30 protein-coding genes are annotated in these 23,137 nt (G+C 66.1%); 2 read left to right on the forward strand and 28 right to left on the reverse strand.

Annotated elements, in window-relative coordinates; genetic code table 11:
• Positions 1-21: 21 nt before the first annotated feature.
• The 8 genes from tatB to M2282_RS18490 form a co-directional block, all read right to left on the reverse strand.
• On the reverse strand, positions 22-480 hold the full coding sequence (tatB, locus tag M2282_RS18455; protein WP_280810230.1) for a Sec-independent protein translocase protein TatB: 459 nt from the start codon (positions 478-480) through the stop codon (positions 22-24).
• Between the two features lie 13 nt (positions 481-493).
• Positions 494-748 (reverse strand): Sec-independent protein translocase subunit TatA, encoded by a 255-nt coding sequence (gene tatA / locus M2282_RS18460; protein WP_093439792.1) that lies wholly within the window; start codon positions 746-748, stop codon positions 494-496.
• 65 nt (positions 749-813) lie between these two features.
• Positions 814-1,173 (reverse strand): histidine triad nucleotide-binding protein, encoded by a 360-nt coding sequence (locus tag M2282_RS18465; protein ID WP_280810231.1) that lies wholly within the window; start codon positions 1,171-1,173, stop codon positions 814-816.
• The gene (locus M2282_RS18470) at positions 1,163-1,552 is read right to left on the reverse strand and encodes a DUF4870 family protein (protein ID WP_206177525.1); all 390 of its coding nucleotides are present in this window, start codon (positions 1,550-1,552) and stop codon (positions 1,163-1,165) included. Before M2282_RS18470 ends, M2282_RS18465 begins: the two co-directional genes overlap by 11 nt.
• 11 nt (positions 1,553-1,563) lie before the next feature.
• Complete coding sequence (locus M2282_RS18475; protein WP_432422914.1) at positions 1,564-1,944, reverse strand: phosphoribosyl-ATP diphosphatase; 381 nt, start codon at positions 1,942-1,944, stop codon at positions 1,564-1,566.
• Positions 1,945-1,952: 8 nt separating this feature from the next.
• On the reverse strand, positions 1,953-2,342 hold the full coding sequence (hisI, locus tag M2282_RS18480) for a phosphoribosyl-AMP cyclohydrolase (protein WP_280810233.1): 390 nt from the start codon (positions 2,340-2,342) through the stop codon (positions 1,953-1,955).
• Between the two features lie 31 nt (positions 2,343-2,373).
• Positions 2,374-3,159, reverse strand: coding sequence for an imidazole glycerol phosphate synthase subunit HisF (gene hisF, locus M2282_RS18485; RefSeq protein ID WP_093439779.1), 786 nt, complete (start codon positions 3,157-3,159; stop codon positions 2,374-2,376).
• 22 nt (positions 3,160-3,181) lie between these two features.
• Positions 3,182-4,018, reverse strand: coding sequence for a D-hexose-6-phosphate mutarotase (locus M2282_RS18490; RefSeq protein WP_280810234.1), 837 nt, complete (start codon positions 4,016-4,018; stop codon positions 3,182-3,184).
• A 128-nt stretch (positions 4,019-4,146) separates the two neighbouring features.
• Between M2282_RS18490 and M2282_RS18495 the strand changes: the two genes are divergently transcribed.
• Together M2282_RS18495 and M2282_RS18500 are read left to right on the forward strand one after the other, a co-directional pair.
• Positions 4,147-5,454 (forward strand): dicarboxylate/amino acid:cation symporter, encoded by a 1,308-nt coding sequence (locus tag M2282_RS18495; protein ID WP_280810235.1) that lies wholly within the window; start codon positions 4,147-4,149, stop codon positions 5,452-5,454.
• An 8-nt stretch (positions 5,455-5,462) separates the two neighbouring features.
• Positions 5,463-6,374, forward strand: a complete 912-nt coding sequence (locus tag M2282_RS18500) for an amino acid ABC transporter substrate-binding protein (RefSeq protein WP_280810236.1) — start codon at positions 5,463-5,465, stop codon at positions 6,372-6,374.
• A 13-nt stretch (positions 6,375-6,387) separates the two neighbouring features.
• Here the strand turns inward: M2282_RS18500 and M2282_RS18505 are convergent, their stop codons facing one another.
• The 20 genes from M2282_RS18505 to M2282_RS18600 all read right to left on the reverse strand — a co-directional run bounded on the left by M2282_RS18505 (position 6,388) and on the right by M2282_RS18600 (position 23,118).
• Positions 6,388-7,560, reverse strand: a complete 1,173-nt coding sequence (locus M2282_RS18505; protein WP_280810237.1) for an AAA family ATPase — start codon at positions 7,558-7,560, stop codon at positions 6,388-6,390.
• Between the two features lie 19 nt (positions 7,561-7,579).
• A complete protein-coding gene (gene hisA, locus M2282_RS18510) occupies positions 7,580-8,323 on the reverse strand; it encodes a 1-(5-phosphoribosyl)-5-[(5-phosphoribosylamino)methylideneamino]imidazole-4-carboxamide isomerase (RefSeq protein WP_013539719.1) in 744 nt (247 codons plus the stop codon).
• Positions 8,324-8,479: 156 nt separating this feature from the next.
• Positions 8,480-9,136 carry an imidazole glycerol phosphate synthase subunit HisH gene (gene hisH, locus M2282_RS18515; RefSeq protein ID WP_280810238.1) on the reverse strand — a complete coding sequence of 219 codons (657 nt, stop codon included), beginning with the start codon at positions 9,134-9,136 and terminating at the stop codon, positions 8,480-8,482.
• Between the two features lie 19 nt (positions 9,137-9,155).
• Positions 9,156-9,764: an imidazoleglycerol-phosphate dehydratase HisB gene (gene hisB / locus M2282_RS18520; protein ID WP_280810239.1), complete on the reverse strand. Its 609-nt coding sequence runs from the start codon at positions 9,762-9,764 to the stop codon at positions 9,156-9,158.
• Positions 9,761-10,843 (reverse strand): histidinol-phosphate transaminase, encoded by a 1,083-nt coding sequence (hisC, locus tag M2282_RS18525; RefSeq protein ID WP_280810240.1) that lies wholly within the window; start codon positions 10,841-10,843, stop codon positions 9,761-9,763. Before hisC ends, hisB begins: the two co-directional genes overlap by 4 nt.
• A gap of 48 nt (positions 10,844-10,891) precedes the next feature.
• Positions 10,892-11,260 carry a hypothetical protein gene (locus M2282_RS18530; RefSeq protein ID WP_280810241.1) on the reverse strand — a complete coding sequence of 123 codons (369 nt, stop codon included), beginning with the start codon at positions 11,258-11,260 and terminating at the stop codon, positions 10,892-10,894.
• A 5-nt stretch (positions 11,261-11,265) separates the two neighbouring features.
• The gene (locus M2282_RS18535) at positions 11,266-12,096 is read right to left on the reverse strand and encodes a hypothetical protein (protein ID WP_280810242.1); all 831 of its coding nucleotides are present in this window, start codon (positions 12,094-12,096) and stop codon (positions 11,266-11,268) included.
• A 37-nt stretch (positions 12,097-12,133) separates the two neighbouring features.
• Positions 12,134-13,504: a histidinol dehydrogenase gene (gene hisD, locus M2282_RS18540; RefSeq protein ID WP_280810243.1), complete on the reverse strand. Its 1,371-nt coding sequence runs from the start codon at positions 13,502-13,504 to the stop codon at positions 12,134-12,136.
• Positions 13,505-13,521: 17 nt separating this feature from the next.
• Positions 13,522-14,163 (reverse strand): ATP phosphoribosyltransferase, encoded by a 642-nt coding sequence (hisG, locus tag M2282_RS18545; protein WP_280810244.1) that lies wholly within the window; start codon positions 14,161-14,163, stop codon positions 13,522-13,524.
• Complete coding sequence (gene murA, locus M2282_RS18550; protein ID WP_280810245.1) at positions 14,160-15,461, reverse strand: UDP-N-acetylglucosamine 1-carboxyvinyltransferase; 1,302 nt, start codon at positions 15,459-15,461, stop codon at positions 14,160-14,162. The genes hisG and murA overlap by 4 nt, the downstream gene beginning before the upstream one ends.
• A 40-nt stretch (positions 15,462-15,501) precedes the next feature.
• The gene (locus M2282_RS18555; RefSeq protein ID WP_013539709.1) at positions 15,502-15,744 is read right to left on the reverse strand and encodes a BolA family protein; all 243 of its coding nucleotides are present in this window, start codon (positions 15,742-15,744) and stop codon (positions 15,502-15,504) included.
• Positions 15,745-15,763: 19 nt separating this feature from the next.
• Positions 15,764-16,519, reverse strand: coding sequence for an ABC transporter permease (locus M2282_RS18560; protein ID WP_280810315.1), 756 nt, complete (start codon positions 16,517-16,519; stop codon positions 15,764-15,766).
• Positions 16,520-16,524: 5 nt separating this feature from the next.
• Entirely contained in the window at positions 16,525-17,472 is a 948-nt protein-coding gene (locus tag M2282_RS18565) for an ABC transporter ATP-binding protein (RefSeq protein ID WP_280810246.1), read from the reverse strand.
• Positions 17,473-17,505: 33 nt separating this feature from the next.
• Positions 17,506-17,781, reverse strand: a complete 276-nt coding sequence (locus M2282_RS18570) for an STAS domain-containing protein (RefSeq protein ID WP_013539706.1) — start codon at positions 17,779-17,781, stop codon at positions 17,506-17,508.
• Positions 17,782-17,793: 12 nt separating this feature from the next.
• The gene (locus M2282_RS18575) at positions 17,794-18,450 is read right to left on the reverse strand and encodes an MlaC/ttg2D family ABC transporter substrate-binding protein (protein WP_280810247.1); all 657 of its coding nucleotides are present in this window, start codon (positions 18,448-18,450) and stop codon (positions 17,794-17,796) included.
• Between the two features lie 173 nt (positions 18,451-18,623).
• Positions 18,624-19,370, reverse strand: coding sequence for an MlaA family lipoprotein (locus tag M2282_RS18580; RefSeq protein ID WP_280810248.1), 747 nt, complete (start codon positions 19,368-19,370; stop codon positions 18,624-18,626).
• 26 nt (positions 19,371-19,396) lie between these two features.
• Complete coding sequence (gene mlaD / locus M2282_RS18585) at positions 19,397-19,897, reverse strand: outer membrane lipid asymmetry maintenance protein MlaD (protein ID WP_280810249.1); 501 nt, start codon at positions 19,895-19,897, stop codon at positions 19,397-19,399.
• A 37-nt stretch (positions 19,898-19,934) separates the two neighbouring features.
• Positions 19,935-20,717, reverse strand: a complete 783-nt coding sequence (mlaE, locus tag M2282_RS18590) for a lipid asymmetry maintenance ABC transporter permease subunit MlaE (protein WP_280810250.1) — start codon at positions 20,715-20,717, stop codon at positions 19,935-19,937.
• A complete protein-coding gene (locus tag M2282_RS18595) occupies positions 20,714-21,574 on the reverse strand; it encodes an ABC transporter ATP-binding protein (RefSeq protein WP_280810251.1) in 861 nt (286 codons plus the stop codon). Before M2282_RS18595 ends, mlaE begins: the two co-directional genes overlap by 4 nt.
• Before the next feature lie 65 nt (positions 21,575-21,639).
• The gene (locus tag M2282_RS18600; protein WP_280810252.1) at positions 21,640-23,118 is read right to left on the reverse strand and encodes a glutamate synthase subunit beta; all 1,479 of its coding nucleotides are present in this window, start codon (positions 23,116-23,118) and stop codon (positions 21,640-21,642) included.
• Positions 23,119-23,137: the final 19 nt, after the last annotated feature.

Here is a 23,137-nt window from a genome sequence, read left to right on the forward strand (position 1 = left end):
AAACGCGGGGGTGTTGAAGCGCTAGTTGATCTTGTGCGGGCGGAAGCGGGCAACCCGCGCTGCACCCGACAACGCCTTGGTTCGCACGCCGTTGCGCGCCTTGTACCAATTCGGCGTGGCGCCCTGCTTCAGGCGCCAGTTCTTGCGGGGGTGCTTGTACTCGGGCACCGTCGCCTCGGGCTCGGCCAGGGCCGAGAGCGTTTCGCCGGAGCCGGAGAACTGTTTTTCGAACTCGCTCGCGCCGGTGTGGATGCTGTGCTCGACATCGCGCGCCGCATCTTCCACCGTGGTCTTCATCTTGCGGAGCTCGTCGAGCTCCATCGAACGATTGACTTCGGCCTTGACGTCGTTCACGTAGCGCTGCGCCTTGCCCAGCAGCGTGCCGACCGTGCGGGCCACGCGCGGCAGCTTTTCCGGCCCGATGACGATCAGCGCCACGACGCCGATCAGCGCCAGCTTCTCAATGCCGAGGTCCAGCACGTGCGGTCCGCGCTCAGGACTTCTGACGCGCTTCGACGTCGATCGTCTTGTCGCTGTTGGCCGGCTGGCCGGTCACTTGCGCTGCGGGGGCCGACGACGCAGCGGATGCATCGGTGGTGGGATTGCCGTTGGCATCCTTCATGCCGTCCTTGAAGCCCTTGACGGCGCCACCAAGGTCCGAACCCATGTTCCGCAGCTTCTTGGTGCCGAAGATCATGACCACGACGAGCAGCACGATCAGCCAGTGCCAGATAGAAAAAGAACCCATGGAAGACTCCTAAGAATTTGTCCGATTTTAGTCGGGCGAAGTGTGACAGTTTGGCTTAACGAAGTTCAGCCGCGAAGCCATGGCCGGGGACCGCCCATGACGTGCACATGGAGATGGTGAACCTCCTGCCCGCCTTCGGTGCCGGTGTTGATGACGACGCGATAGCCGCCGTCCGGATAGGGCCTGCAGCCCTGCTCCAGCGCCAGCTTGGGCGCCAGGGTCATGACCTTGCCCATGAGCGCGGCATCGTCGGGCGTGAGCTGGGCCATCGAGGCGATGTGCTTCTTCGGCACCAGCATGAAATGCACCGGCGCCCAGGGCGCGATGTCATGGAAACCGAACAGGTCCTCGTCTTCGTAGACCTTGCGCGAGGGAATCTTGCCCTCGACGATTTTGCAGAAGACGCAGTTCGGATCAGATGACATCTTTGGGTTCCATCGGGCGGTTGTCGTTCATGCGGATCATGCCTTTGACGATCCGGTACAGGAACCACAGCGAAATCAGCCCCCAGGCGATCCAGCCGGGGAAGTAAAGCAGCAGGAAGAGCCACGAGGTCAGGATGTACAGCAGGCCCGCCCAGAGCACCGAGCGGATGCGCCAGCTGAAGTGCGAGGCCTGCCAGGTGCCGGCCGCGTCGTCGCGCTTGACGAAATCGATCACCAGCGCCACCAGCAGGATCGCAATGGAGGCCTGCGCCCCGGGCACGACTGCGCCGATGGCCACGATCAGGTGCAGGATGTAGCTCACCCAGCCCCAGGTCTTGAGGGAGTCGTCGGGTTCCACGTTCACGATGTCGTTGGCCATGGGATGTCCTTTCAATCGTTGCCTGCTTCACGGGCCTGCACCTTGCGCAGGGCCTTTTCCTCGATGCCGCTGGTGCCTTCGCGGCGCTCGAGCTCCGCGACGACCTCGGCCGGCGAGAAACCGTAGTGCGCCAGCGCCACCATGGTGTGGAACCACAGGTCGGCCACTTCGTTCACTATTTTCGAGCGGTCGCCGCCGTGGTCGGCATCCTTGGCGGCCATCACGACCTCGGTGGCTTCCTCGCCGATCTTCTTGAGGAAGGCGTCGGGGCCCTTGTGCAGGAGGCGCGCGACGTAGCTCTTCTCGGGGTCGCCGCCATTCGCGGGCAACCGCGTTTCGATGACCGCGGCCAGGCGTGCAAGGCCATCGGAAGTGTTGGAGGTGTTGTTCACGGTGCCGGTCATTTGTAGATCGACTCCGGGTCTTTCAAGACCGGTTCGACCACGGTCCACTGGCCCTTTTCGTACTTGCTGAAGAAGCAGCTGTGGCGGCCGGTGTGGCAGGCGATGCCGGGCTCGTGGCCCAGCTGGGTGACCTTGAGCAGCACCACGTCGTTGTCGCAGTCGAGGCGGATCTCATGCACCGTCTGCACGTGGCCCGATTCCTCGCCCTTGAACCACAGCTTGTTGCGCGAGCGGCTGAAATACACCGCGCGGCTGAGCTCGGCGGTCTTTTCGAGCGCCTCGCGGTTCATCCAGGCGAACATCAGCACGTCGTTGCTGCCTTGTTCCTGCGCGATCACGGGCACCAGGCCGTTCGCGTCCCACTTCACTTCATCGAGCCAGTTCATCGGGGTATTGTCGGGGATGGGTAAAGACCCCTCAGCGGTCGATTCGCACGGGGATGCCCCGCGCCGCCATGCGGGCTTTCGCCTCGCCCACGGTGTGCTCGCCGTAGTGAAAGATGCTGGCCGCCAGCACCGCATCGGCGCCGCCGGTCTGGATGCCGTCGGCCAGGTCGTCCAGGTTGCCGACGCCGCCCGAGGCGATGACGGGCACGCTGACCGCATCGCTCACCGCGCGGGTCAGTTCGAGGTCGAAACCGCTCTTGGTGCCGTCGCGGTCCATGCTGGTGAGCAGGATCTCGCCCGCGCCGCGGCGCGCCATCTCGGTGGCCCACTGTACGGCGTCGAGACCGGTGTTCTTGCGGCCGCCGTGGCTGTACACGTCCCAGCCCGGGCCCCGCGTGGCGGCTTCTTCGGGCGTGCGGCGCTTGGCATCGATGGCCACCACGATGCACTGCGAGCCGTACTTCTGCGACGCATCGTTGATCACTTGCGGATCGGCGATGGCGGCCGAGTTGAAGCTGGTCTTGTCCGCGCCCGCGTTGAGGAGGCGGCGCACATCGGCCACGGTGCGCACGCCGCCGCCCACCGTGAGCGGAATGAACACCTGCGACGCCACCGCCTCGATGATCGGCAGGATCAGGTCGCGCCCGTCGCTGGTGGCGGTGATGTCCAGGAAGGTGAGCTCGTCGGCGCCCTGCGCGTTGTAGCGCGCGGCGATCTCCACCGGATCGCCGGCATCGCGCAGTTCGAGGAAGTTGACGCCCTTGACGACACGGCCGCCGGTGACGTCGAGGCAGGGAATGATGCGTTTGGCAAGCATGGGAATTTGAAGCTGAAGGAAATCAGAGAACGGTGAGCTGTTGCCAGCCCTGCCATTGGGCGCCGGGCGCGAGCGTCACCTGTTCGTCGATGCGGGCCGCCTCGACGCAAAGCATGTGGCGGTAACCGTCGGCGGGCATGTCGGACAGCTTGGCGCAGAGTTCTGCGCCCGGATTCCACACCACGGTTTCGGTGCAGCTCGCGCTTCGCGCGATTTCGAGCGTGCCGCCGGGCTGCACGAGGCGCAGCGGTTTCGCCGGCGCGGCATAGACGCTGTCGAACTCGGCATCGAACCGCAATTCGGCAGCGGTTTCCACATGGCGGTCGTTGCGCAGCGAATCCCAGCGGTTGGCGCCCTCAAGGCCTTCGAGCCGCACCTGGGCGATGTCGTCGACGTGCAGGTAGGAATGCAGCGCCGCTGCAAAGGCCCAGGGCGCGGGGTCGATGTTGGTCAGCGTGAGCGCGATGCGCAACTGAGCGGGGGCCAAGGTGGCTTCGAGTCGTGCCTCGAAAGCGTGCGGCCAGAGGGATCGGGTGGCCTCGCTGTCGCGCAACCGAAACGCCAGGGTGCCGGCAGAGGCATCGGCGGGCTGCAATTCCCAAGGCAGATTGCGCATGAAACCATGCTTGGGCAGCATGCCGCGCATGTTGAACTGGGGACAGCAGATGGGCACGCCGCCGCGGATCGCGGTCTTCCCGTCGAACACCGCGCGCGAGCTGACGAAGAAGCGCTCCACCCCGTCGGACGTGCACCACGAGAGCACATGCGCGCCATGCAGCGCCACGGTCAGGGTGCTGCCGTCGGTGCCGGTGGCGCGGATCGCAGGCTGGCCGCGAAGGTCGATCGGGGTGATTTCCATGTGAGGAATTGTAGGCAGCGCCCGTGCCATGGCACGGAATTGGCATCAGGGGGCCATTGCGCGGCCGGGGCCTTCTTGGATACCCTGTGCCCCTCCAAAAAACACTTACACCTCCAAAGGGGAACCGCATGAAGAAAAAGCTGCCGATGGCTGCCTGGATCCTGATCGCCATGGTGCTCGGCATCATCGTGGGCTACATGATCTTCACGAGCTTCCCGGACAAGAAGGCCGCCAAGGAGATCGCGGACTACGTTTCCATCGTTTCGGACGTGTTCCTGCGCCTCATCAAGATGCTGATTGGCCCGCTGGTGTTCTCCACGCTGGTGGTGGGCATCGCGCACATGGGCGACGCCAAGTCGGTGGGCCGCGTGTTCGGCAAGGCCATCGGCTGGTTCCTCACCGCCTCGCTGATTTCGCTGGTCATCGGCCTCGTCATGGCCAACCTGCTCAAGCCCGGCGAGAACCTGGGGCTGCCGCTGCCCGACATCGGCGCCTCGGCCAACCTGGCCACCTCCAAGTTCACGCTGAAGGACTTCGTGAGCCACACGGTGCCCAAGTCGTTCGTCGAAGCCATGGCCAACAACGAGATCCTGCAGATCGTGGTGTTCTCGATGTTCTTCGGCGTGGCGCTCGCCTCGCTCGGCGACAAGGCCAAGACGCTGGTGGCCGCCATCGAGGAGCTGTCGCACGCGATGCTCAAGATCACCGGCTACGTGATGAAGCTCGCCCCGCTCGCCGTGCTGGCCGCCATGGCCGCCACGGTGGCCGTCAACGGCCTGGGCATCCTGCTGAAGTTCGCCGTGTTCATGGGCGACTTCTACTTGGGCCTCTTCGTGCTGTGGAGCGTGCTGGTGCTGGCGGGCTTCCTGTTTTTGGGTCCACGCGTGTTCAAGCTGCTGGTGCTCATCAAGGAAGCCTTTTTGCTGTCCTTTGCCACGGCCAGTTCGGAGGCCGCGTACCCGAAGATCCTGCAGGCGCTCGACCGTTTCGGCGTGAAGCGCAAGATCTCCAGCTTCGTGATGCCGATGGGCTACTCCTTCAACCTCGACGGCTCGATGATGTACTGCACCTTCGCCGTGCTCTTCATCGCGCAGGCCTACAACATCCACATGCCGATCAGCACGCAGGTCACGATGCTGCTGATCCTCATGCTCACCTCCAAGGGCATGGCCGGCGTGCCGCGCGCCTCGCTGGTGGTGATCGCCGCCACGCTGAACCACTTCGACATTCCCGAGGCCGGCCTGCTGCTGATCCTGGGCGTGGACACCTTCCTCGACATGGGCCGCTCGGCCACCAACGCGGTGGGCAATTCCATCGCCACCGCGGTGGTCGCCAAGTGGGAAGGCGAACTGCTCTCCGAGGGCGATGCCGAGGTCAACGCCCGCGCGATCGACGAGGAAGCCAACGCCACCCTCGCCCACCCGGCCCACGCGTGAGGCGCGCCATGAAGCCCAAGGCCACGCTGTCGGTTCTTCTTGCCGGATTGCTGGCGGCTGCCGCGCTTGCTGTCGCGCCTGCACCGGCGCAGGCGCAGGAACAGCTCACCGGCACCCTCGCCAAGGCGCGCGAGTCGGGCGCCATCACCATCGGCTACCGCGAGTCGTCGGTGCCCTTCTCGTACCTCAATGCGCGGAAGGAACCGATCGGCTATTCGATCGAGCTGTGCCGCGCGCTGGTCACGGCCATCGAGGACACGGTGAACAGGAGCCTTGCGATCAAGTGGGTGCCTGTAACTTCCGATTCGCGCATCGACGCCGTCGCCAGCGGCAAGGTCGACCTGGAGTGCGGCTCCACCACCAACAACCTCGAGCGCCAGAAGCGGGTGAGCTTCTCGCCCACGATGTTCGTCTCGGGCACCAAGGTGCTGGTGAAGAAGGGGGCGCCGATCAAGTCGTTCCGCGACCTCGCCGGCAAGAAGGTGGCCGTGACCGCCGGCACCACCAACGAGAAGACGCTGCGCGAGCTGTCGGAGAAGTTCAAGCTGGGCATCAACCTGCAGGTGGCGCGCGACCATGCGGAATCGTTCGGGCTCGTCAAGAGCGGTCAGGCCGATGCCTTCGCCACCGACGACGTGCTGCTCTACGGCCTGATCGCGCAGGACGCCGCCAAGGCCGACTACGAGGTGGTCGGCGACTTCCTCTCCTACGACCCCTACGGGATCATGTTCCGCAAGGGTGACGCGCAACTGGCCAAGGTGGTCAACGACACCTTCCAGGTGCTGGCGGAAGACGGCGAGATCGAGCGGCAGTACAAGCGCTGGTTCCTGCGCAAGCTCCCTTCGGGGGAGAGCATCAACCTGCCGATGAGCGCGCAGCTGGAAACGATCATCCAGACGATGTCGGTGAAGGCCGAGTAGGCCCGGCGCTTTCCTATCGCGCTGGCCACTCCCAGCGCGGGATTTCGCTCATGTCGAGATTGGCGATGCGGGTCTCGCCGAACTGCTTTTCGAGCACCACGGGCTGAAGGCCTTCGCTGTCGTCCAACGCGGCGATCAGGCGTGCAGCGTGCGACACCACGATCACCTGCGACTGCCGCGCCGCCTGCGCGATGAGGCGGCCGAGCGCGGGCAGCAGGTCGGGGTGCAGGCTGGTCTCGGGCTCGTTGAGCACCAGCAGCGCGGGCGGCCGCGGCGTCAGGAGCGCCGCGATCCACAACAGGTAGCGCAGGGTGCCGTCCGAGAGTTCGGCGGCTGTCAGGAGCCGCAGGAGGCCGTGCTGGTGCATCAGCGTCCGGAAGCGGTCGCCCTCGGCCTCGACTTCGACGCGTGCGCCCGGAAAGGCATCGTCCACGGCACGGTCGAGCGCCTCGCCGTCGCCGATCTCGCGGATGGTCTGCAGGGCGGCGGCCAGGTCGGCGCCGTCATTGGCGAGCACCGGCGTGTAGGTGCCCAGTTGCGGCAGGCGCGCTGGCGCATCGGCGTCGGAGCGGAAGTGGTCGTAGAAGCGCCAGGAGCGCATCTGCTCCCGCAGCGTGAGCATCTCGGGCGCATCGCGCGGGTCGGCGTGCTCGGTCATCATGCTGGCGAAGGCCGGGATCGGCCGGCCCACGGCCTGCCAGCTCTTGCCTTCTCGCAGGCGCAGCGCGCCGCCTTTGCGGTCGACCAGTTGCGTCGAAGGCCGCAGCAGCGGGCCGCTCCAGATCGCTTCGTGCTTGATCTGCGGATCGCGAGAGAAGGCGGTCGATGGAATCGGCGGCGGCAGGCCGATGTCGATGGCGTAGCCGAAATCTTCCGACTCGGCGCCGGCGAACCCCAGCTTCAGCGCGACCGGCTCGCTGCGCGTGGTGCCCTGCACCGGCACGTCGCCGCGCAACATTGCCGCCGAGAAGCGCTCGGGTCCGGCCCACAGCGTGGAAGACAGGCCGCCCTCGCGCACCAGCGAGCGGATCACCCCGCCGTTGGCGATATCGGCCAGGAGCCGCATCGCGCGGTACACACTCGACTTGCCGCTGCCATTGGCGCCCGTCACCACCGTGAGGCGGCCCAGCGGCACCGTCAGCTGCCGCAGCGAGCGGTAGTTGGCAATGGCAAGCGCGGAGAGCACGCGCTGCGCAAGAAAGGCGTCAGGCGCCGGCCAGCTCGTCCGCGCGCGCCTGGGCGGCGGCGAAGTCGAGGTCGCCCGAGTAGATGGCGCGTCCGCAGATCACGCCCTCGACGCCTTCGAACTCGACCGCGCAGAGCTGGTCGATGTCGGCCATGTTCGAGAGCCCCCCCGAGGCGATCACCGGGATCGTCAGCGCCTGCGCGAGCTTGACGGTGGCTTCGATGTTGATGCCCGAGAGCATGCCGTCGCGTCCGATGTCGGTGTAGATGATCGATTCGACCCCGTAGTCCTCGAATTTCTTGCCGAGGTCCGCCACCTCGTGGCCGGTGAGCTTGCTCCAGCCGTCGGTGGCGACCTTGCCGTCCTTGGCATCCAGGCCCACGATGATGTGGCCGCCGAAGGCGCTGCAGGCGTCCTTCAGGAAGCCTGGGTTCTTGACCGCGGCAGTGCCGATGATCACGTAGCGCAGGCCGTCGTCGATGTAACGCTCGATGGTGTCCAGGTCGCGGATGCCGCCGCCCAGCTGCACAGGGATGTCGTCGCCGACTTCCTTCAGGATCGCCTTGATCGCCGCGTGGTTCTGCGGCTTGCCGGCGAAAGCGCCATTCAGATCGACCAGGTGCAGCCGCCGGGCGCCGGCGGTGACCCACTTGCGGGCCATGGCGGCGGGGTCTTCGCTGAAGATGGTGGACTGGTCCATGTCGCCCTGTTTGAGGCGAACGCAGTGGCCGTCTTTGAGATCAATGGCGGGAATGAGGAGCATGGCCGGTCAGCAAAAGCGAAGGTTCAAGAAAAAAGGAAGGAAGGAATTGTTCAAGGACACCACGGAACCGGCTTTGCCGGGCCGTCGGTGTCGCCCCCGGCAGGGGGTTGGCGAAGCGGACACGCAGTGCCGCGCAGCCTGGGGGCGAGCAACAAGTCATGGATTCCAGTGGAGGAAGTTGCGATAGAGCTGCAACCCATGGTCCGCACTCTTCTCCGGGTGGAACTGGGTGGCAAAAATGTTATCGCGTGCGATGGCTGCGGTAAAGCTCGCACCGTAATCGGCCTCGCCCACGCTGTGCCGGACGTCGGCCGGCCGCGCGTAGAAGCTGTGCACGAAGTAGAAATAGCTCAGGTCCGGAATGCCCGCCCACACCGCGTGCGGCTGGGCCTGGCGCACCTGGTTCCAGCCCATCTGGGGCACCTTGAAGCGGCTGCCGTCGGCCTGCAGGCGGCCGGCCAGTTCGAACTTGATGACCTCACCCGGTATGAGGCCAAGACCATCGGTCGGGCCCTCGTCGCTGCGCGACAGCAGCATTTGCATGCCCACGCACACGCCGAAGAGCGGCTTGCTCGCCGCCGCTTCGAGCACGGATTCCTGGAGACCGGAGTCACGCAGCTCGCGCATGCAGTCGGGCATCGCGCCCTGCCCCGGCAGCACCACGCGGGTGGCCTTGCGCACCACCTCCGGGTCGGAGGTGACGAACACTTCCACGCCCACCTGGTCGGCCGCGTGGCGAACGGCCTGCGACACGGAGTGCAGGTTGCCCATGCCGTAGTCGACGACAGCGACGGTATTTGCTACAGATTTCATAGCTGTTCGCTGGCGAGTTTCAGAGCGAGCCCTTGGTCGATGGAATGACGCCGACGGAACGCGGATCCAGCTCCAGCGCGCCGCGCATCGCACGGGCGAAGGCCTTGAACACGGTCTCGCACTGGTGGTGCGCGTTCACGCCCTTCAGGTTGTCGATGTGCAGCGTGACGAAGGCGTGGTTCACGAAGCCCTGGAAGAACTCGTAGGTGAGTTGGCTGTCGAAGGTGCCGATCATTCCGCTGGTGAAGGGCACGTGCATCACGAGGCCCGGGCGGCCCGAGAAGTCGATGACCACGCGGCTGAGCGCCTCGTCCAGCGGCACGTAGGCATGGCCGTAGCGGCGGATGCCCTTCTTGTCGCCGATGGCCTGGGCCACGGCCTGGCCGAGCGTGATGCCCACGTCTTCCACCGTGTGGTGGCCGTCGATGTGCAGGTCGCCCTGGCAGTCGATGTCCAGGTCGATCAGCCCGTGGCGGGCGATCTGGTCGAGCATGTGGTCGAAGAAGCCGATGCCGGTGGCGAGCTTCGCCTTGCCGGTGCCGTCGAGGTTCACGCTGACGGCGATCTTCGTCTCGGCGGTGTTGCGGGTGACCGACGCGGTGCGGTCGGTGCTCTGTGGGGTGGTCATAGTGAGGCTTCGAGTGCCGCCAGCATCCGCGCATTCTCGTCGGCCGTTCCGACGGTCAGGCGCAGGCAATTTGCCAGCAGTTCGTGCATTTTAGAAACGTTCTTCACCAGCACCCCCTGGGCTTTCATGCCCTCGAAGGTCTTGGCGGCATCGGGGACGCGCAAAAGGACCATGTTGGCGTCGCTCGGCCAGGTCTTCACGCCCGGCAGCCGGCCCAGGCCGGTCACCAGGCGCTCGCGCTCCTCGCGGATCTGCCGGGCCTGCGCCTCGAACACCTCGGCGTGCTCCAGCGCGAACAGCGCGCACTCGCAGTTGAGCACGCTGATGTTGTAGGGCGGGCGCACCTTGTCGATCTCCGCGACCAGCGCGGCCGGGCCCATGAGGTAGCCCAGGCGGATGCCGGCCAGGCCGAACTTGCTGAGGGTGCGCATCAGGAGCACGTGAGGGTGCCTGGCGAGCCGGTCGATGTAGCTGCGGGCGGCGAAGGGCTGGTAGGCCTCGTCGATCACCACCAGTCCGCCCTGCACGCCCTGGGCTTCGACGATCTTCTCGACGACGGCGTCGTCCCAGAGGTTGGCGGTCGGGTTGTTCGGGTAGGCCAGGTAGACGATGGCAGGCTTCTCGTGCGCGATGGCGGCCAGCATGGCGGCCTTGTCGAGCTCGAAGTCGGCCGTGAGCGGCACGCCCACGAAGCGCAGGCCCTGCAATTTGGCACTCATGGCGTACATGACGAAGCCGGGCACGGGCGCGAGCACCGTGGCACCCGGCTGGTCGCAGGCGATGGCCAGGAGCGAGATCAGTTCGTCCGAGCCGTTGCCCAGCATCAGGCGGAAGCCTTCGGGCATCTGCGCATGCGCGGCGAGCGCGCGCTGCAGGTCGGCGCCGCGGTCGCCCGGATAGCGGTTGAGCGCCAGCGCGCCCAGCCGCGCACCCAGCTCGGCCTGCAGCGCGGGCGGCAGGCCGAAGGGATTTTCCATCGCGTCGAGCTTGATGAAGCCGCGCGCGTCCTGCACGGAATAGGCATGCATGGCGCGCACGTCGGCGCGGATGCGCTGGAGCGCGGGAAGAGTGTCAGACATAGGAGGTTCGCTGGGGTCGAAGACCGTCGGGGTGGTCGCTTTGCGGGGTCAGGACGCGCACCGGAAGCTGTTCTGCAAAGCAGTCGAGAGCACCAGTTGCACCGGCATGTCGGCCTCGTAGAGCTCGGCATTGCGCTTGAGTTCGGATTCGAAGATCGAGCGCGCCATCGAGGGCTCGAGCCGCCGGCCATCGACGCAGAAGAGCGGCTTCTGGCCCGTGCGCCGCGCCGTGTCGCTGGCTTCGCGCAGGCCTTCGAGCACGCCCACGAGGTAGTAGCTCGCGTAGGCCTTGCCCTCTTTCTTTTCCTTGGCCTGGAGCGTGTGGAACTCGCGGATGGTCATCGCCTGCGCACCGGTGCCGGCCGCGAGCGCCAGCACGAACCCCAGCATCGACAGACGGGCGGTGCGCTTCTTCATGGCATTTACTTGCGGTAGCGCGGCGGCGGCGCATAGGCGCCATCGGCCGGGAAGGCGCTGGGCTGCGGCGGCGTGGCGTCGCGGCGCGGACGGCGCGGGGCCTGGGGCTGCTCGAGTTCGAACAGCGCGGCGCCGATCACGCCGATGTTGCGCACGTCGCCGGTCTCGGTGTTCGCCGCGTAGGCACGGCCCGGCGTGGCGAAGCGGAAGGCGGCGACCTCGCTCTGGCTCTTGCGGAAGCCCTCGATGTTCAGCGTCTCCTGCGGGCGCAGCACGTAGCCGCCGTTGCGCAGGCTGCCGGGCTTGCCGGTGAGCACGTCCAGGCCGTCGACGGTGGCGATCACTTCGTAGCTGCGATCGCTGAGGTTGCGAAAGCGCAGCGTGTAGCGCGCGCCTTCGACGCCGGCCAGGCGGAACATGTCGTTGCCGCTGCTTCGGCGCGCGCGCTGCAGCGGCAGCGGGCGGTCGTTCTCGTCGAGCACCGACCATTCGACGTCGCCCTGGGCCAGTTGCAGGTTCAGGCGGCGCTCGGGGTTGTTGCCCACTTCGCGGCGCACGGCGGAGGCTTCGTTGTAGCCGATGGAAGCCACCTCGTCGGGCTGCTCGGACAACCGCCTGGTCACGACCGTGCGGGTCTTCGACTCGATGCCCTCGCCCCATTGCGTGCCGAGTTGTGCCGGGGCGGGTGCCGCTGGCGCGGCGCTGGGCGTTGCAGACAGCGCTGCCGACTCGGCGCGGTTCTGCGGCATCTGGGTGCAGGCGGCCAGCAAGGCGGCGCCTGCAACGAGGCCGGTGGCGAACCGGAAAAATCGCGAACGAGAAAGACGTTGAATCATCTGGCGTGCTCCTCCCTGAAGCGGGGTTGTTGGAGCCTCAGATCTTACGCAGGCGCATGCGGGCGGCCTCGGCGTGCGCCTGCAGGCCTTCGCCTTCGGCCAGTGTGACAGCGATGGGGCCGAGCACCTGCGCGCCGGCTTCGCTGACCTCGATCAGGCTGGAGCGCTTCTGGAAGTCGTAGACGCCCAGCGGGCTCGAGAAACGTGCCGTGCCGCTGGTCGGCAGCACGTGGTTCGGGCCGGCGCAGTAATCGCCCAGGCTCTCGCTGGTGAAGGCGCCGAGAAAGATAGCACCGGCGTGGCGCAGCAGCGGCTCCCAGCGGCCCGGCTCGCTGCTGCTGACTTCCAGGTGCTCGGGCGCGATGCGGTTGCTGATCTCGCAGGCCTCTTCCATGCTCTTCGTGTGGATCAGCGCGCCGCGACCGTTGAGCGAGGCGGCGATGATTTCCGCGCGCGGCATGGTGGGGAGCAGGCGGTCGATTTCTGCCTGCACGCGGTCGATGTAGGCGGCGTCGGGGCACAGCAGGATGCTCTGCGCCAGCTCGTCGTGCTCGGCCTGGCTGAACAGGTCCATCGCCACCCAGTCGGGCGGCGTGGAGCCGTCGGCCAGCACCAGGATCTCGCTCGGGCCCGCGATCATGTCGATGCCCACGGTGCCGAACACACGGCGCTTGGCGGCCGCCACGTAGGCGTTGCCCGGGCCGGTGATCTTGTCGACCGCGGGGATGGTGGCGGTGCCGTAGGCGAGCGCGGCCACGGCCTGCGCGCCGCCGATGGTGAAGGCGCGGGTGACGCCGGCCACGTAGGCGGCGGCCAGCACGAGCACATTGCGCTCGCCCTTCGTCGACGATTGCCCGCCCGCGCCGCCGGTGGCGACACTGCCCTTCACAGGCGTCGGCACGACCATGATGATTTCGCCGACGCCCGCCACATGCGCCGGGATCGCGTTCATCAGCAAGCTGGACGGATACGCCGCCTTGCCGCCGGGCACGTAGATGCCGACGCGGTCCAGCGGCGTGACCTTCTGGCCGAGCAGCGTGCCGTCGGCATCGCGATAGCTCCAGCTCTCGCCGCTGGCCTTCTTCTGGGCCTCGTGATAACTGCGCACACGCAGCGCCGCGGCTTGCAGCGCATCGCGCTGGTCTTCGGGCAGCGAGTCGAAGGCTTCCTTGAAGTCGGCCTGCGTCAATTCGAGCTCGGAAACGGCGGCAGCACCGAGCCCGTCGAAGCGGCGCGTGTATTCGAGTACCGCCTCGTCGCCACGCTTCTGCACATCAGCCAGGACGTCGGCCACCACCTTCTCGATCGCCGCGTCCGCATCCGCGGACCAATGCAGCCGCGCCTTGAATTCAGCATCGAAGCTGGCTGAAGCCGTGGAGAGACGGGCGGGGGCTGCTTTCAGAGTCATGAGGATCGGGGCGAAGGTCAGGCGGAAGGAATGGCCGACGCGAAGGCGTCGATGATGCGACGGATGGGCTCGCGCTTGAGCTTGAGCGCGGCCTGGTTCACGACCAGGCGGGCACTGATGTCCATGATGCGTTCCACCTCGACGAGGTGGTTGGCCTTGAGCGTGTTGCCAGTGGAGACCAGGTCGACGATGGCGTCGGCCAGGCCCGTGAGCGGCGCGAGCTCCATGCTGCCGTAGAGCTTGATCAGGTCGACGTGCACGCCCTTGCTCGCGAAGAACTCGCGCGAGAGGCCCACGTACTTGGTCGCCACGCGCAGGCGCGAGCCCTGGCGCACGGCCGAGGCGTAGTCGTAGTCGGCGCGCACGGCCACGCTCAGGCGGCAGGCTGCGATGCGCAGGTCCAGCGGCTGGTACATGCCCTGGTTGCCGTTTTCCAGCAGCACATCGAGGCCGGTCACGCCGAGGTCGGCGCCGCCGTACTGCACATAGGTGGGCACGTCGGAGGCGCGCACCAGCACCACGCGCACGTCGGGGCGGGTGGTTTCGAGGATCAGCTTGCGCGACTTCTCGGGGTCTTCGGTGACCTCGATGCCGGCGGCGGCCAGGAGGGGCATCGTCTCTTCGAAAATGCGGCCTTTGGAGAGTGCCAGGGTGATCATGCGGCGACTCCCGCCACGCGCTCGATGTCGGCACCGAGGCCGCGCAGCTTGGCTTCCATGCGGTCGTAGCCGCGATCGAGGTGGTAGATGCGGTCGATCAGCGTCTCGCCCTCGGCCACGAGGCCGGCGATCACAAGGCTGGCGGAGGCGCGCAGGTCTGTCGCCATCACGGTGGCGCCCGAGAGTTGCGGCACGCCTTCGACCATCGCGACCTTGCCTTCGACGTGAATGGTCGCGCCCAGGCGCACCATCTCGTTCACGTGCATGAAGCGGTTCTCGAAGATGGTCTCGGTGACCATCGAGGCGCCGCGCGCGATCACGTTCAGCGCCATGAACTGCGCCTGCATGTCGGTCGGAAAGCCCGGGTACTCGGTAGTGCTGAAGCTCTGCGCCTTCAGGTGCTCACTGGCCGGCGCCTTCGAGCTGATGCGCACGCCGCCTTCTTCCGGCGCGACCGTGCAGCCGGCATCGCGCAGCTTGTCGATCACCGCGTCCATGTGGTCGGCGCGGGCGTGGCGCAGGAACACATCACCGCCCGTGGCCGCGACGGCGCACAGGAAGGTGCCGGCCTCGATGCGGTCGGCCACCACGGCGTGTTCGCAGCCGTGCAGCTTCTCGACGCCCTGGATGCGGATGTGGCTGGTGCCATGGCCCTGGATCTTCGCGCCCATGCGGATCAGCATTTCGGCCAGGTCGACGATCTCGGGCTCCTGCGCGGCGTTTTCGAGCAGCGTCTCACCCTCGGCGAGCGCCGCGGCCATGAGGAAGTTCTCGGTGCCGGTGACGGTGACCATGTCGGTCAGGATGCGCGCGCCCTTCAGGCGGGTGCGGCCTGCCGGCAGGCTGGCGATCATGTAGCCGTGCTCGACCACGATCTCGGCGCCCATGGCCTGCAGGCCCTTGATGTGCTGGTCGACCGGTCGCGAGCCGATGGCGCAGCCGCCCGGGAGCGACACCTTGGCGTGGCCGAAGCGTGCGAGCAGCGGGCCGAGCGCCAGCACCGAGGCGCGCATGGTCTTCACCAGTTCGTAGGGGGCCTCTGGGTTGGTGAGGTCGCCGGCGTTCAGTTGCACGGTGCCGCTTTCCTTCCCGGTCTGGTCGCGCTCGGCCGTCACGCCCATGTTGCGCACCAGCTTGAGCATGGTCGACACATCCTGCAGGCGTGGCACGTTGTGCAGCGTCACGGGCTGGTCGGTCAGCAGCGCCGCGCACAGCTCGGGCAGCGCGGCGTTCTTGGCGCCGGAAATGAGTACCTCGCCGCGAAGCTGGCGCCCGCCGCGAATCAGAAGTTTGTCCATCGAGGATCCAGCGAAATGGGGTGGCCCGGGGGCCGGAAAGTTACTTTTCCACCGCCGCCCATTCGGCCGGCGTGTAGGTCTTCATCGAGAGCGCATGCACTTCGTCGGTGTGCATTTTCGCACCCAGGGTGGCATAGACCCGCTGGTGGCGCTGGATGGCGCGCTTGCCCTCGAATTCGGCCGAGACGATGGTGGCGTACCAATGTCGGCCATCGCCCTCCAGCGAGATGTGCTCGCAGGGGAGGTGGGACTGGATCAGGGCCTGGAGTTGTTCGGCGGTCATGGGGTCTGGAAAGAGGCTTTCAGCCTCGGATTTTGTAGCCGATACGGAGAAGGTGGACAGCGATGGCGCTCACCACCAGCCAGGCGGTGCCGACGATGCCCAGGCTGAGCCAGGGCGAGGCGTCGCTCACGCCGAAGAAGCCGTAGCGAAAGCCGTCGATCATGTAGAAGAACGGGTTCAGGTGGCTCACGGTCTGCCAGAACGGCGGCAGCGAGCCGATCGAATAGAACACGCCCGACAGAAAGGTCATCGGCATGATCAGGAAGTTCTGGAACACGGCCATCTGGTCGAACTTCTCGGCCCAGAGGCCGGCGATGAGTCCGAGCGTGCCGAGCATCGCAGCGCCCAGCAGCGCGAACACGACGATCCAGACCGGCGCCACGAAATCGGGCATCGCGAAGAAGATGGTGACCACGAACACACCAAGCCCCACCGCCAGCCCACGGATGATCGAGGAGCCCACGTAGGCGAAGAACCAGCTCCAGTGCGACAGCGGCGTGAGCAGCACGAACACCAGGCTGCCCATGATCTTGCTCTGGATGATCGAGGACGAACTGTTGGCGAACGAGTTCTGCAGCACGCTCATCATCACGAGGCCCGGCACCAAGAAGGCCGTGTAGCCGACCGAGCCGTAGACCTTCACGTGGTCTTCGAGCACGTGGCCGAACACCATCAGGTACAGCAGCGCGGTGAGCACCGGCGCACCGACCGTCTGAAAGCCGACCTTCCAGAAGCGCAATGTTTCCTTGTAGAGCAGCGCGCGCCAGCCGGTCACCGCCATCATCGCGCGACCTCCAGCGGCGTCTGCTCGCCCGCCATCAGGTCGATGAACACGTCTTCCAGATCGGCCTTGCGCATTTCCACGTCTTCCACTGCCACGCCGGCTTCGCGGATCGCGGCCAGCAGTTGTTCGACTTCATGCGCGTTCTGCGCCGGCAGCTGCACGATGCGGCCGGTGATGCGCGCGTGCTGGGCAATCGCCCAGGGCAGCATCGCGTCGGTCTTGAAGCGCAGCACGTTGCTCGCGGCCGACTTCAGCAGTTCGCTGGTGCGGTCGAGCGCGATCACGCGGCCCAGCTTGAGCATCGCGATGCGGCTGCACAGCGCCTCGGCCTCTTCGAGGTAATGGGTGGTGAGCAGCACCGTGCTGCCCTGCTTGTTGAGCTTGGCCACGAACTGCCAGAGCGTCTGGCGCAGTTCGACGTCGACGCCGGCAGTGGGCTCGTCCAGCACGATGACCGGTGGCTTGTGCACCAGCGCCTGTGCCACCAGCACGCGGCGCTTCATGCCGCCCGAGAGCTGACGCATGTTGGCCGTGGCCTTGTCGGTGAGGCCCAGGCTGTGCAGCAGTTCGTCGATCCAGTCGTCGTTGTTCTTGATGCCGAAGTAGCCCGACTGGATGCGCAGCGACTCGCGCACGTTGAAGAAGGGGTCGAACACCAGCTCCTGCGGCACGATGCCCAGCTGGCGGCGCGCTTCGGCGTAGTCGCGCTGCACGTCGAAGCCGTGGACGCTGATAGCGCCGGACGTGGGCCGCGACAGGCCCGCGAGCATGCTGATCAGGGTGGTCTTGCCCGCGCCGTTGGGGCCGAGCAGGCCGAAGAATTCGCCCGGCTCGATCTGGAAGGAAACCTCGTCGACCGCGCGCAAGCCTTGTTTGCCTTGGGCTTTCTGCTGTCTGGAGGGGGGGTAGGTCTTGGAGACCGATTGGAATGAGATCGCGGGCATGGGAGCCCGCGATTTTAAGGGGCCGTTACTTTTTCAGGGCGCGGCCGGCAAAAGGCCCGCGATGCCGTACAGCGCCGCCAGTTCGCGCAGACGCGGCGAGAGCCCCTTGACCGAGAAGCCGCGGCCCAAGGCGCTGGACTCGCGACGGCATTCGAGCAGCACCGCCAGCGCCGACGAATCGAACTGGGCCAGCGCGGTGGCGTCGACCACCGTGGACGACGAATCCGTCTGGCCCTTGAGCCCCTGCTGGAGCATGCGCATGCAGGCAGGCGCCTCGTCGTGGGTGAGCTTGGTGGGCAGGACCAGCATGGCGTTGCCCGGTCAGCCCTTTGAGTTGCCCTTGTTGCGCGCGGCGAGCGCGGCAATCAGGCCGTCGATGCCGCGGGCGTTGATCTCCTGCGAGAACTGCGTGCGGTAGGTATCGACCAGCCAGACGCCCAGCACATTGAGGTTGTAGACCTTCCAGCCTGCGCCCTGGCCCGGGGTCTTCTCGAGGCGGTAGTCGAGCTGCACGGGTTCGCCGCGGCCCTGGATCTCGGTACGGACCAGCACTTCCTTGTCGTCGGCCGAGCCGCGGAACGGACGGACCGTGACGGTCTGGTCGACCACCTGGTCGAGCGCGCCGGCGTAGGTGCGAACCAAGAGGGCCTTGAATTCTTCCTGCAGGCGCTTTTGCTGTTCGGGCGTGGCCTGGCGCCATGCCGGGCCGACGGCCGATGCCGTCATGCGCTGGAAATTGACGTTGGGCATGATCTTGCTGTCGACCAGCAGCATGATCTTGTTGACGTCGCCGGCCTTGATCGACGAGTCGGCCTTGATCGTCTCGAGCACGTCGGTCGACAGGCGCTTGACCAGCGCATCGGGCGCCTCGTCGGCAGCGTAGGCCGGACGGACGAAGGCGACAGCGGCGCCGAAAAGCAGGGCACCGGCCAGAACCAGCCGGCCCACATCGCGTCGTTGCAAGATCTTGTTGTTCATGGAGAGTCCCTCAAAATTTGAAAAATCGACGAAGCACCCGGATCGCACAAAGCAAGGGGCTGCGACAAGAACGGATTCGACAGGCCCAGGGCCGACCGGGTTCCTGAAGCGCAGGTGAAGCCTTGCAACCGGATGCAAGTGGCTTCGTCGTTCGCTCCTGCACTTCCTGGCTCTTACTTGCTTTCGGCGCCGTCTTCTCCCGGGCTGTTGCCCGCACCGTCGTCCGGTGGATTGCCGTCGTAGACCTGGCTGCGGCGGCGCTGCAGGAACGCATCGCGCGTGAACGAATACTTGTCGAGCGCCGCTTCGCCGAGTAGACGGCCGGCGCGCAGGTACTGCGAACGCGTATCGACGGCATGCAGCACGGTGAGCGAATTGCGCCAGGCCACGTCGTTCATCTGCGAAACCGGATCGCCGAAGCGGTCCACCGGCAACGCGGCGGTGTCACGCAGGGTCGATGGGCCCAGCAACGGCAGCACCACATAGGGACCGGCGCCCACGCCCCAGTAGCCCAGCGTCTGCCCGAAGTCTTCTTCGTGGCGGGGGATGCCCGCCTCGGTCGCCACGTCGAGCAGGCCACCCAGCCCGAAGAACGTGTTGACATTGAGCCGCATGAAGGTCTCGGCGCTGCCCTGCAGCTTGAGCTGCGCGACATTGTTGGCGAAGTTCCAGACGTCGCCCAGGTTGTTGAAGAAGTTGTCCACACCCGTGCGCACCATCGGAGGCAATACACGCTGGTAAGCGGTGGCCACCGGCACGAGGACCGCGTTGTCGACCGTGTCGTTGAAGCGCGTGACGCCGCGATTGAAGGGTTCGAACGGATCGACCGGATTGGCGTTCGGCCCGGTGGCGCATCCGGCAACAATCGCCAGAGCGGCGGCGGCAATCGCCCAACGGGCACAAATAGCTATGTTTTTCATAGCATGCGATGCAAAGAATCGTGATGTCATTTTTTGTTGGCTGTTCCCGGCGCCGCGTTCGAATTCGAACTCCCTTCGGCCGCCTTGCTGTAAAGGAACTGGCTGATCAGGTTTTCCAGCACCACGGCCGATTGGGTCGAGGTGATGGTGTCGCCGGCTTGCAAGTTCTTCTCCTCGGCGCCCGCTTCGATGCCGATGTACTGCTCGCCGAGCAGGCCACTGGTCAGGATCTTGAGCGAGCTGTCCTTGGGAAAACTGTAACGGTTTTGAAGTGCCAGCGTCACGTCGGCCTGAAAGGCCTTGTCGTTGAACGCGATGGATTCCACCCGCCCAACCACCACGCCAGCGCTCTTGACCGCGGTTTGTGGCTTCAAGCCGCCGATGTTGTCGAAGCGCGCGGTGACCGTGTAGGTCTTCTGGAAATTCAGGCTCAGCAGGTTGGCCGACTGCAGCGCGAGGAACAGCAGTGCCGCCGCGCCGATCAGCACGAACAGGCCGACCCAGATGTCGTTGTTGGAACGTTGCATGGTTTGCACTCTCTAGAACGATTGGAGCGAGGCCCCTTTAGATACTGAACATCATGGCGGTGAGCAGGAAGTCCAGCCCCAGCACCGCAAGCGATGCCGTCACGACAGTGCGCGTGGTCGCGCGCGACACGCCTTCGGGCGTGGGCTGGGCCTCGAAGCCCTGCAGCAGCGCGATGAAAGTGACGGTGACGCCGAAGACGATGCTCTTGATCACGCCGTTGCCGACGTCGCGCCACACATCGACGCCGCCCTGCATCTGGCCCCAGAACGCACCGGGGTCCACGCCCAGCATCAGCACGCCCACCACATAGCCGCCCATGATGCCGACCGCGCTGAATACGGCGGCCAGCAGCGGCATGGTGATCACGCCGGCCCAGAAGCGCGGCGCGAGGATTCGCTGCACCGGATCGACCGCCATCATCTCCATGGCACTCAACTGCTCGCCGGCCTTCATGAGACCGATCTCCGCAGTGAGCGAGGTGCCGGCACGGCCCGTGAAGAGCAGCGCCGCGACCACAGGCCCGAGTTCGCGCACAAGACTCAGCGTGACCAGGAGGCCCAGCGCCTCGGAAGACCCGTAGCGCTGCAATGCGTAATACATCTGCAGCCCGAGCACGAAGCCGACGAACAGCCCCGAGACGGCGATGATCGCGAGCGAGTAGTTGCCCAGGAAGTGAATCTGGTCGCGCACCAGGCTGAAACGGCGCAGCGCCTGCGCGCCGGGACCGGCGAGGCGCATGAACAACTTGGCCGCATAACCCAGGTCGGCCAGCTTGCTGCGCACGGCAAAGCCGACATCGGCGGGCTTCCACCAGCTCATGAACGCCCTCCTTCGAGGTTGCCGAAGTCGTCTTCGATGCTGACGCCGGGGTAGTGGAACCGCACCGGCCCGTCAGGCAGCGCATTCACGAACTGATGCACCAGCGGATCGGCGCTTTCGCGAACCTCCCCCGGCGTGCCTTGCGCGGCGATGCCGCCGTTGGCCAGCACGATCACGTGATCGGCGATGCGGAAGGTTTCTTCGAGATCGTGCGACACGATGATGCTGGTCAGCCCGAGGGTGTCGTTGAGCTGGCGAATCAGTCGTGCCGCGGTGCCCAGCGAAATCGGATCGAGACCGGCGAAGGGTTCGTCGTACATGACGAGATCGGGGTCCAGCGCAATCGCGCGCGCCAGCGCCACGCGCCGCGCCATGCCACCCGACACCTCGCTGGGCATCAGGTCGCGCGCACCGCGCAAGCCCACCGCGTCGAGTTTCATGAGGACGATGTCGCGCACCAGCGCTTCGGACAGCTGCGTGTGCTCGCGCAATGGAAATGCCACGTTGTCGAACACGCTCATGTCGGTGAACAGGGCGCCGAACTGGAAGAGCATGCCCATGCGGCGACGTGCCGCATAGAGCCCTGCAGCATCGAGCCTGACGATGTCCTGACCATCGAACAGGACTTCGCCGCGCTGTGCGCGCTGCTGTCCGCCGATGAGGCGCAAGACCGTGGTCTTGCCGCCGCCCGAGGCCCCCATGAGGGCCGTGACCTTGCCGCGCGGCACGGCGAAAGAGACGCCATCGAGAATCGCACGCGCCCCGTAGCCAAACGTGACGTCGCGGAACTCTACGAAGGGTTGTGGCTGTGCGGCTGGGTCCATCTCAATAAAAAAGCCGGGCGCTTTTTCAAGCATCCCGGCATGCGGTTTCCGCGAATGATAGCGGGGCCGTGAGAAGCCCCGCGAAATTGAAACAAAAATCAGCGCGGCAGATCACTGAACCCCATGAGGAATTCATCCACCGAGCGCGCGGCCTGGCGCCCCTCGCGAATCGCCCACACCACCAGCGACTGGCCGCGGCGGATGTCGCCTGCTGCAAACACCTTCGGCACGTTGGTGGCATAGCCGCCGATGAAGTCGACGGTCGCACGGGCGTTGCCGCGTGCGTCCTTCTCCACGCCGAAAGCGTCGAGCACGGTGGCCACGGGGCTGATGAAGCCCATCGCCAGCAACACCAGGTCGGCCTTGAGGATCTGCTCGCTGCCGGCCACTTCCTGCATCTTGCCGTCCTTCCACTCGACGCGAACGGTCTTCAGGCCCGTGACCTTGCCCTTTTCGCCGATGAACTCCTTGGTGGAGATCGCGAACTCGCGCTCGCAGCCTTCTTCATGGCTGGAGCTGGTGCGCAGCTTGATGGGCCAGTAGGGCCAGGTCAGCGGGCGGTCCTCTTCTTCGGGTGGCTGGGGCATCAGTTCGAACTGCGTGACGCTCACGGCGCCGTGGCGGTTGCTGGTGCCCACGCAGTCGGAGCCGGTGTCGCCGCCGCCGATGACGATCACGTGCTTGCCGTCGGCACGCAGCTGGCCCTTGACCTTGTCGCCCGCGTTGACGCGGTTCTGCTGCGGCAGGAACTCCATCGCGAAATGGATGCCGTCGAGGTCGCGGCCCGGCACCGGCAGGTCGCGCGACTGCTCGGCACCGCCGGTGAGCACCACGGCGTCGAAGTCCTTCTGCAACTGCTCGGGCGTGATGGTTTCCTTGGCGAGGTTGGTCACCTTGGAGCCCTTGCCGAGCGGGTCTTTCGCGGCACCGATCATCACGCCGGTGCGGAAGGTGACGCCCTCGGCCTTCATCTGCTCGACGCGGCGGTCGATGTGCGTCTTCTCCATCTTGAAGTCGGGAATGCCGTAGCGCAGCAGGCCGCCAATGCGGTCGTTCTTCTCGAACAGCGTCACGTCGTGGCCGGCGCGCGCGAGTTGCTGCGCCGCCGCCATGCCGGCCGGGCCCGCGCCCACCACCGCCACCTTCTTGCCGGTCTTGTGCTTGGCCACGCGCGGCGCGACCCAGCCTTCGTCCCACGCGCGGTCGATGATCGCGTGCTCGATCGACTTGATGCCGATCGCGTCGTCGTTCACGTTGAGCACGCAGGCCGCCTCGCAGGGTGCGGGGCAGATGCGGCCGGTGAACTCGGGGAAGTTGTTGGTCGAGTCGAGCACCGCGAAGGCGTTCTGCCAGTCGTCGCGGTACACGAGGTCGTTGAAGTCCGGAATGATGTTGTTGACCGGGCAGCCGCTGTTGCAGAACGGCGTGCCGCAGTCCATGCAGCGCGCGCCCTGCACCTTGGCCTGCTCGGGCGTCAGGCCGACGACGAATTCCTTGTAGTGCTTGACGCGCTCGTCGACGGGCTTGTAGCCCTCTTCGATGCGCTCATGCTCCATGAAGCCGGTGATCTTTCCCATCGTGCTTTCCTCTGTTCTT

The sequence above is a fragment of the Variovorax boronicumulans genome (assembly GCF_029892485.1).
Lineage (GTDB): Bacteria > Pseudomonadota > Gammaproteobacteria > Burkholderiales > Burkholderiaceae_C > Variovorax > Variovorax boronicumulans_B.